Raw genomic sequence first — 6,643 nt, forward strand, 5'->3', positions numbered from 1 at the left:
AGACGCTCGAGCTCGGGGTCACTTCCCGCGGCACGCTCCAGGGCACGCCGCGCCTCCCCGACGAGGGTCGTCGCGTCTGTTGCCTCGTCTTCGGCTGTCAGTGCCGCATGCGCCAGCGCCGCGGCCTCCCGCAGCGCCTCGGCGTTCGCGAGCCGCTCGGCCCGCTGGGTGAGTTCGGCATCCTCCCCGGCGCGCGGTGCCACCGCTTCGATCACCGCGATCGCGGCGCGCAGTTCCTCGGCTTCCGCAGCCCGCGCGTCGCGATCGGTGATCAGGGTCGTCAGTTCCTCGTCCAGTCCCTCCCACGCCGCAAACCGGTCCCGGTAGGTGACGAGCGCGTCGGCGACGTCGGCACCGCCGAACCGGTCGAGAGCGTCGCGCTGGGCGGCAGCCGAGCGCAGCCGCAACTGCTCGGACTGCCCGTGCACGACCACGAGGTCATCGGCAAGATCCGACAGGACCGCGGCGGGAGCTGCTCGCCCGCCGACTGCAGCCCGACTGCGTCCCTCGCTCGAGATGATGCGCCCGACGATCAGCTCGGCCCGCGTCTCGTCGATCGGTTCGACGTCGGCGCCAGCTTCGCGCACCCGCTCTGCCACAGCCCCGTCGGGCGGCACGATCCACACGCCCTCAACGGATGCCTGCGCCGCCCCCGCGCGCACTGCACCGCTGTCCGAGCGCTGACCGAGAAGCAGGCCGAGGCCGGTCACGACCATCGTCTTGCCCGCGCCGGTCTCACCCGTGATCGCCGTGAAACCCGGACCGATGGGCAGGGTGGCCTCGGCGATGACGCCGAGGTCCCGCAGGGTCATCTGCTCGATCACGAACTCTCCGCGGCGGGTGACGGGCCGCGCCATCCTTCGACGGGCAGGCGGAACTTCTTGACGAGCCGGTCGGTGAACGACGCGGGATGCAGGCGCGCAAGCCGCACCGGACGCTCGGATCGGCGGACGACGACGCGCGCCCCGGCCGGAAGATCGTGCGAGCGGCGGCCGTCGCACCACAGGATGCCCGTGCCGTTCGTGCGCTCGAGCAACTCGACGGCCACGGTGTGCTCGGGCGCGATCACGAGCGGCTTGGCAAACAGCGCGTGCGCCGACAGCGGGACGACGGCGATCGCCTCGACTCCCGGCCAGATCACCGGACCGCCGGCGGAGAAGTTGTACGCGGTCGAGCCGGTCGGAGTGGACACCACGATGCCGTCGCAGCCGAACGACGACAGCGGCCGGCCGTCGATCTCGATCACGACCTCGAGCATCCGCTCCCGGCTGGCCTTTTCGACCGTGGCCTCGTTCAGCGCCCACGTCTCGTAGATGACCTGCTCGTCGCGGTCCTTGATCCGCACCTGCAGCGCGAGTCGCTCTTCGACCGTATAGTCGCGGTCGATGACCCGCCGGACTGCCTCGTCCATGTCATCGCGCTCGATCTCGGCGAGGAAGCCGACGTGACCCATGTTGATCCCGAGAACCGGGGCGCTGCCCTCGCGAACGAGTTCTGCGGCCCGCAGGATTGTGCCATCGCCCCCGAGGACGATCGCCAGCTCGATGTCGGCTACCGCGACATCAGCACCGAGGGTCGCGAGCGGCCCCGGTATCGCGGAGTCGAGCTCAGCCCGGTCGTCGGAGGAGAGCACTGGTGTTGCGCCCGCGTCACGCAGGGCGCCGATCACACGGGCAGCAGCGCCCACCGTGTCAGGTCGACGCCCGTGCGCGACCACGAGGATGTTGCGCGCCTCGTCGGTCATCCTGCTCCCGTCAGCTGATTCACCGTGCTGATCCATTCTGTCGGATTGCTCCCCCGCGACGCGGCAAGATGCACGAGGTACTCGAGGTTGCCGTGGGTACCCACGATCGGGGAGGAAATCACCCCGAGAGTGCCGAGTCCCGTGTCCCACGCCGACCACAGGACCCCCATGACGGCCTCGGAACGCAGCGCTGCATCGGTCACGACCCCTTCGCGGATGCCGGTGCGCCCCACCTCGAACTGCGGCTTTACGAGCAGGACGATGTCGGCATCCGCCGCCGCCACGCGGCGGATCGCAGGAAGGACATGGCTCAGGGAGATGAAGGAGAGGTCCCCCACGACGATCCGAGGCTCGAGTCCCACGCCGGATGCCGAGCGCAGCGTCTCGGCATCCATGTAACGCACGTTGAACCCCTCGACCGAGATGACCTCGGGGTCGGATCCGATGCCGGCCGCGAGCTGTCCGTGGCCGACGTCGACGGCAACGCCCGGCGTTGCCCCGCGCTCCCGCAGCACCTGTGTGAACCCGCCGGTTGACGCACCCAGGTCCAGCGCAGCTCTGCCCGCGACGTCCACCCCGAACGCCTCGAGCGCCGCGACGAGTTTGTGCGCCCCACGGCTGACGTAGTGATCCTCGGCTGCTACCTCGATGACGGATGCCGCGTCCACTGCCGCTGACGGCTTCACCACCCCGCGCCCGTCGACGGTGACGCTGCCCGCGGAGATCAGGCGCGCAGCATGCGTTCGCGAGCGCGCCAGGCCGCGAGCGGCGAGCTCGGCATCCAGTCGGGGTGTCATCGGCGAGAGATCACTGACGAGGCGCCTCAGGATTGTGCTCCAGGCGCCGAGCCAGGTCTTCGTGGATGGCTTCGTACGCCGCAGCCCGGTCAGACAGCGGCTGCGACTCGACGATATCCAGCTGCGAGAGAAGGTTTTCGTCAGGGCGGGGAGCGGCGGCTTCCGTCACGGTGTCGCCGTCCTTGATCTCGTCGGAGGCGGCATCCTCATCGGGACGGTCGTCGCTGAGCATGACACCCAGACTACGGGCGCGACAGCGCGATCAGGCCCGACAGCGCGGTGAAGGCCCCAGGAGGGTGGAGCCCCAGGGCCGGTGAACGCTCAGGGCCGGTGGAATGGATCCGCGTAGAGGCGCTCCGGCACACGGAACCCGAAGATCGCACGGCCGGTCCGCCAGATCGCGGCAGCCCCGGCACGCAGGAGGTCGATGGGGCGCTCCCCCTCCGCGAGGATTTCCACATCGGGACCATCGATGCGAACGCGAGCACCCCGCACCTCCGTCACCCCGTCATGGGTCACAGCCTCGGGGTACGGCTCGAAGAGTTCCCGAAGATCACCGAGGATAAACGTGGGCTGCGATCCGGCGGGAGCTGCCAGCACGTGCTTGGGCCGGTCGATTCCCGTCAGCACCAGAGCCGAGGCGATTCCGGCCCGGCAGGCGCCGAGAATGTCGGTGTCGAGGCGGTCACCGATGAACAACGGATGCTGCGCCCCGAAACGCGCGACAGCCTCCTCGAAGATCGGCGTCTCGGGCTTTCCCGCGACGGTCGCCAGGCGCCCGACGGCAGTGTGCACCGCCGAGACGAGCGTGCCGTTGCCCGGTGCGATCCCGCGGGCCTGCGGGATCGTCCAGTCGGTGTTGGTGGCGATCCAGGGGATGCCACCCTCGTCCTCCGGGGTCTTCAGCGCGAACGCCGCCTCTGCCAGCTGCTTCCACCCCACATCCGGGGCGAAACCCTGCACGACAGCCGCCGGCGAATCCTCAGCACTCCGGGTGACGGCGTACCCGGCGTTCTCGAGTTCGACGACCAGCCCCTCACCACCGACGACGAGAATCGTCGCGCCCGGTTCTACGCGGGTACGCAGCAGACGCGTTGCCGCTTGCGGGCTGGTGACCACGTCCGATGCCTGCGTCGCAAGGCCAAGCTCCCGAAGGTGCTCGGCGACAGCCTCGTCGGTCCTGGATGCATTGTTCGTGATGAACCCGAGGCGCCGCTCCCCCAGCGCTGACAGGCTCTCCACTGCCCACGGCAATGCGCCGGCCCCGGCGTAGACGACACCGTCGAGGTCGGCGAGGACCGCATCCACTCCATCGAGCGGCGTCGATGACGTGCGCCGCCGCGAGAACTTCGCCATCAGCCCTCTCCGTCGGCGCGCTCGGTCTCAGTCGCGGGACGCGAGGTCGGCTCGGCGGTGGCCGCCGGCGCGGCGGTGGGCCCTTCGGACGAGAGTTCCCCGGGTTCAATGTCCTCGACGAACAGCTCTTCGCTCTCGGCAAAGCCGGCTGCCGCATCCAGGGCATCGGCGGCGATGATCGCCCGCCGCTGCCACTCCTGTGCCTCATCGACGCGTCCGAGCTCGTCCAGAACCGTGGCACGGGCGGCAAAGAGCGCGGGTGACCACTCGAAGGCGCGATCCGGGTCGAGCTCCGGAATATCGAGCTCACTGAGCGCGCGCTCGGGCTCGCCCAGATCCAGGCGCGCGCCAGACATCGCGATCGCGAGCTCGACACGTACCCCCGCCGGGAGCGCGTCGCGGTCGACGGCCCGGCCCGCCTCCAGGGCACGGTCGGGACGCCCCACCCCGCGTTCACTGTCGACGAGCAGAGCGATCTGGTCATCCTTGCCCGAGATGCGGCGATACGTCCGCAGCTCACGCAGCGCGAGGGCGAAGTCCCCGGTCGCGTACGCGGTGATCGCGGCAGTCTCACGGACCACGGCGATCCGACCCGCACGCTTGACCGCGGCCTGCGCGTGCTCGTGCGCGAGGGCCGGATCGGTATCGATCACCCGCGCCGCCATGGCGAGGTGCCGGGCAACGGCGTCCGCGTTCTCTTTGCTCAAGGTCTTGAGCTCATTGCGGGCGGGCGCAGCGAGGTCCCGGGCGGTGATCTCTTCAGGGATCTCGGGCGCGCGTTCGCGGGTTTCGTTGTCGCGAGGTGGGCGTTCCCTACGCTGCGGACGATCTGCGCGACCGCGGTCCGTATCGCCTCTGCGCTCCGAGGGGCGGCCTCCGCGATCCGATGGACGACCACCGCGCTCGGACGGACGACCACCTCGATCGGAGGGACGACCACTTCGATCGAACGGCCGTCCTCCACGATCGGACGGACGACCACCTCGTTCAGACGAGCGCGGCCTGTCGGCGTCACGCTCACCCGCGCCGCGGGGGCGGGCCGAGCCGTGGGGCCGGCCGCGGTCATCGCTGTAGCGAGGACGGGCTTCGCCTCCACTCGCGCCGCCGTCGCGAGGGCCTCGCGACGAGCCGCGGGCTGACTTGTCACCGGGAGCGCTCCGCCCAGCACCAGCCCGACGATCCGAACCAGCCCGATCGGGTCGGCCACCCCGCGCAGAACTGCCCTCGCGATACGGACGAGCCGCTCGATCCTTGCGGTCGCGACGGTCCGAATCATCCGCGTTCGGCGCGCTGTCCTCTACCATCTCGTGCCCGATCCTTCCACGTGGCGTACCTCAGCGATGCAGTGGCCTGTTAACGAGAAATGGCCACCCAGCATTGGGTGGCCATTTCTTAAAAGAAGTCCGGCGGTGTCCTACTCTCCCACAGGGTCCCCCCTGCAGTACCATCGGCGCTGAGAGGCTTAGCTTCCGGGTTCGGAATGGGACCGGGCGTTTCCCTCTCGCTATGGCCGCCGAAACACTATTGATGTTTCAGTCTGCACAACAAAAGTCATTGTCATGCGGTTCTCGACCGTACATCGAGAACCACTCAGTGGACGCAAGCACCAAAAACGGTGTGTTATCAAGTCATCGGCTTATTAGTACCAGTCAGCTGCACGTGTTACCACGCTTCCACATCTGGCCTATCAACCCAGTAGTCTGCTGGGAGCCTCTCGCCCGTAGGCATGGAAGTCTCATCTTGAGGCCGGCTTCCCGCTTAGATGCTTTCAGCGGTTATCCATCCCGAACGTAGCTAATCAGCGGTGCTCCTGGCGGAACAACTGACACACCAGAGGTTCGTCCAACCCGGTCCTCTCGTACTAGGGTCAGATCCTCTCAAACTTCCTACGCGCGCAGCGGATAGGGACCGAACTGTCTCACGACGTTCTAAACCCAGCTCGCGTACCGCTTTAATGGGCGAACAGCCCAACCCTTGGGACCTACTCCAGCCCCAGGATGCGACGAGCCGACATCGAGGTGCCAAACCATGCCGTCGATATGGACTCTTGGGCAAGATCAGCCTGTTATCCCCGAGGTACCTTTTATCCGTTGAGCGACAGCGCTTCCACAAGCCACTGCCGGATCACTAGTCCCGACTTTCGTCCCTGCTCGACCTGTCAGTCTCACAGTCAAGCTCCCTTGTGCACTTACACTCGCCACCTGATTGCCAACCAGGTTGAGGGAACCTTTGGGCGCCTCCGTTACTTTTTGGGAGGCAACCGCCCCAGTTAAACTACCCACCAGGCACTGTCCCTGAACCGGATTACGGTTCTAAGTTAGACATCCAGAGTGACCAGAGTGGTATTTCAACAACGACTCCACAAGAACTGGCGTCCCTGCTTCAAAGTCTCCCACCTATCCTACACAAGCCACACCGAACACCAATACCAAGCTGTAGTAAAGGTCACGGGGTCTTTCCGTCCTGCTGCGCGTAACGAGCATCTTTACTCGTAGTGCAATTTCGCCGAGTTCGCGGTTGAGACAGTTGGGAAGTCGTTACGCCATTCGTGCAGGTCGGAACTTACCCGACAAGGAATTTCGCTACCTTAGGATGGTTATAGTTACCACCGCCGTTTACTGGGGCTTAAATTCTGAGCTTCGCTTGCGCTAACCCGTCCTCTTAACCTTCCAGCACCGGGCAGGCGTCAGTCCGTATACATCGTCTTGCGACTTGGCACGGACCTGTGTTTTTAGTAAACAGTCGC

5 protein-coding genes, 2 rRNA genes and 1 pseudogene (1 of these 8 running past the window's edge) are annotated in these 6,643 nt (G+C 66.8%); all 8 read right to left on the reverse strand.

Going from position 1 to position 6,643, the window contains the following annotated elements:
* Positions 1 to 824 (reverse strand): annotated as a pseudogene (locus B3587_RS00065) (DNA repair protein RecN); the annotation flags it as partial.
* On the reverse strand, positions 821 to 1,744 hold the full coding sequence (locus B3587_RS00070; RefSeq protein ID WP_292725599.1) for an NAD kinase: 924 nt from the start codon (positions 1,742 to 1,744) through the stop codon (positions 821 to 823). The gene B3587_RS00070 and the pseudogene B3587_RS00065, both read right to left, overlap by 4 nt.
* Complete coding sequence (locus B3587_RS00075) at positions 1,741 to 2,541, reverse strand: TlyA family RNA methyltransferase (protein WP_292725601.1); 801 nt, start codon at positions 2,539 to 2,541, stop codon at positions 1,741 to 1,743. The genes B3587_RS00070 and B3587_RS00075 overlap by 4 nt, the downstream gene beginning before the upstream one ends.
* A gap of 10 nt (positions 2,542 to 2,551) precedes the next feature.
* On the reverse strand, positions 2,552 to 2,773 hold the full coding sequence (locus B3587_RS00080; RefSeq protein ID WP_228177837.1) for a hypothetical protein: 222 nt from the start codon (positions 2,771 to 2,773) through the stop codon (positions 2,552 to 2,554).
* Positions 2,774 to 2,862: 89 nt separating this feature from the next.
* Positions 2,863 to 3,897, reverse strand: coding sequence for an HAD-IIA family hydrolase (locus B3587_RS00085; RefSeq protein ID WP_292725603.1), 1,035 nt, complete (start codon positions 3,895 to 3,897; stop codon positions 2,863 to 2,865).
* Positions 3,897 to 4,604 carry a hypothetical protein gene (locus B3587_RS00090; RefSeq protein ID WP_292725605.1) on the reverse strand — a complete coding sequence of 236 codons (708 nt, stop codon included), beginning with the start codon at positions 4,602 to 4,604 and terminating at the stop codon, positions 3,897 to 3,899. Before B3587_RS00090 ends, B3587_RS00085 begins: the two co-directional genes overlap by 1 nt.
* Positions 4,605 to 5,298: 694 nt before the next feature.
* Positions 5,299 to 5,415, reverse strand: a 5S ribosomal RNA gene (gene rrf, locus B3587_RS00095).
* Between the two features lie 101 nt (positions 5,416 to 5,516).
* Positions 5,517 to 6,643: ribosomal RNA gene (locus B3587_RS00100) — 23S ribosomal RNA — on the reverse strand (its annotated part continues 792 nt past the right edge of the window); the annotation flags it as partial.

The organism is Microbacterium sp. UBA837, from assembly GCF_002296025.1.
Lineage (GTDB): Bacteria > Actinomycetota > Actinomycetes > Actinomycetales > Microbacteriaceae > Microbacterium.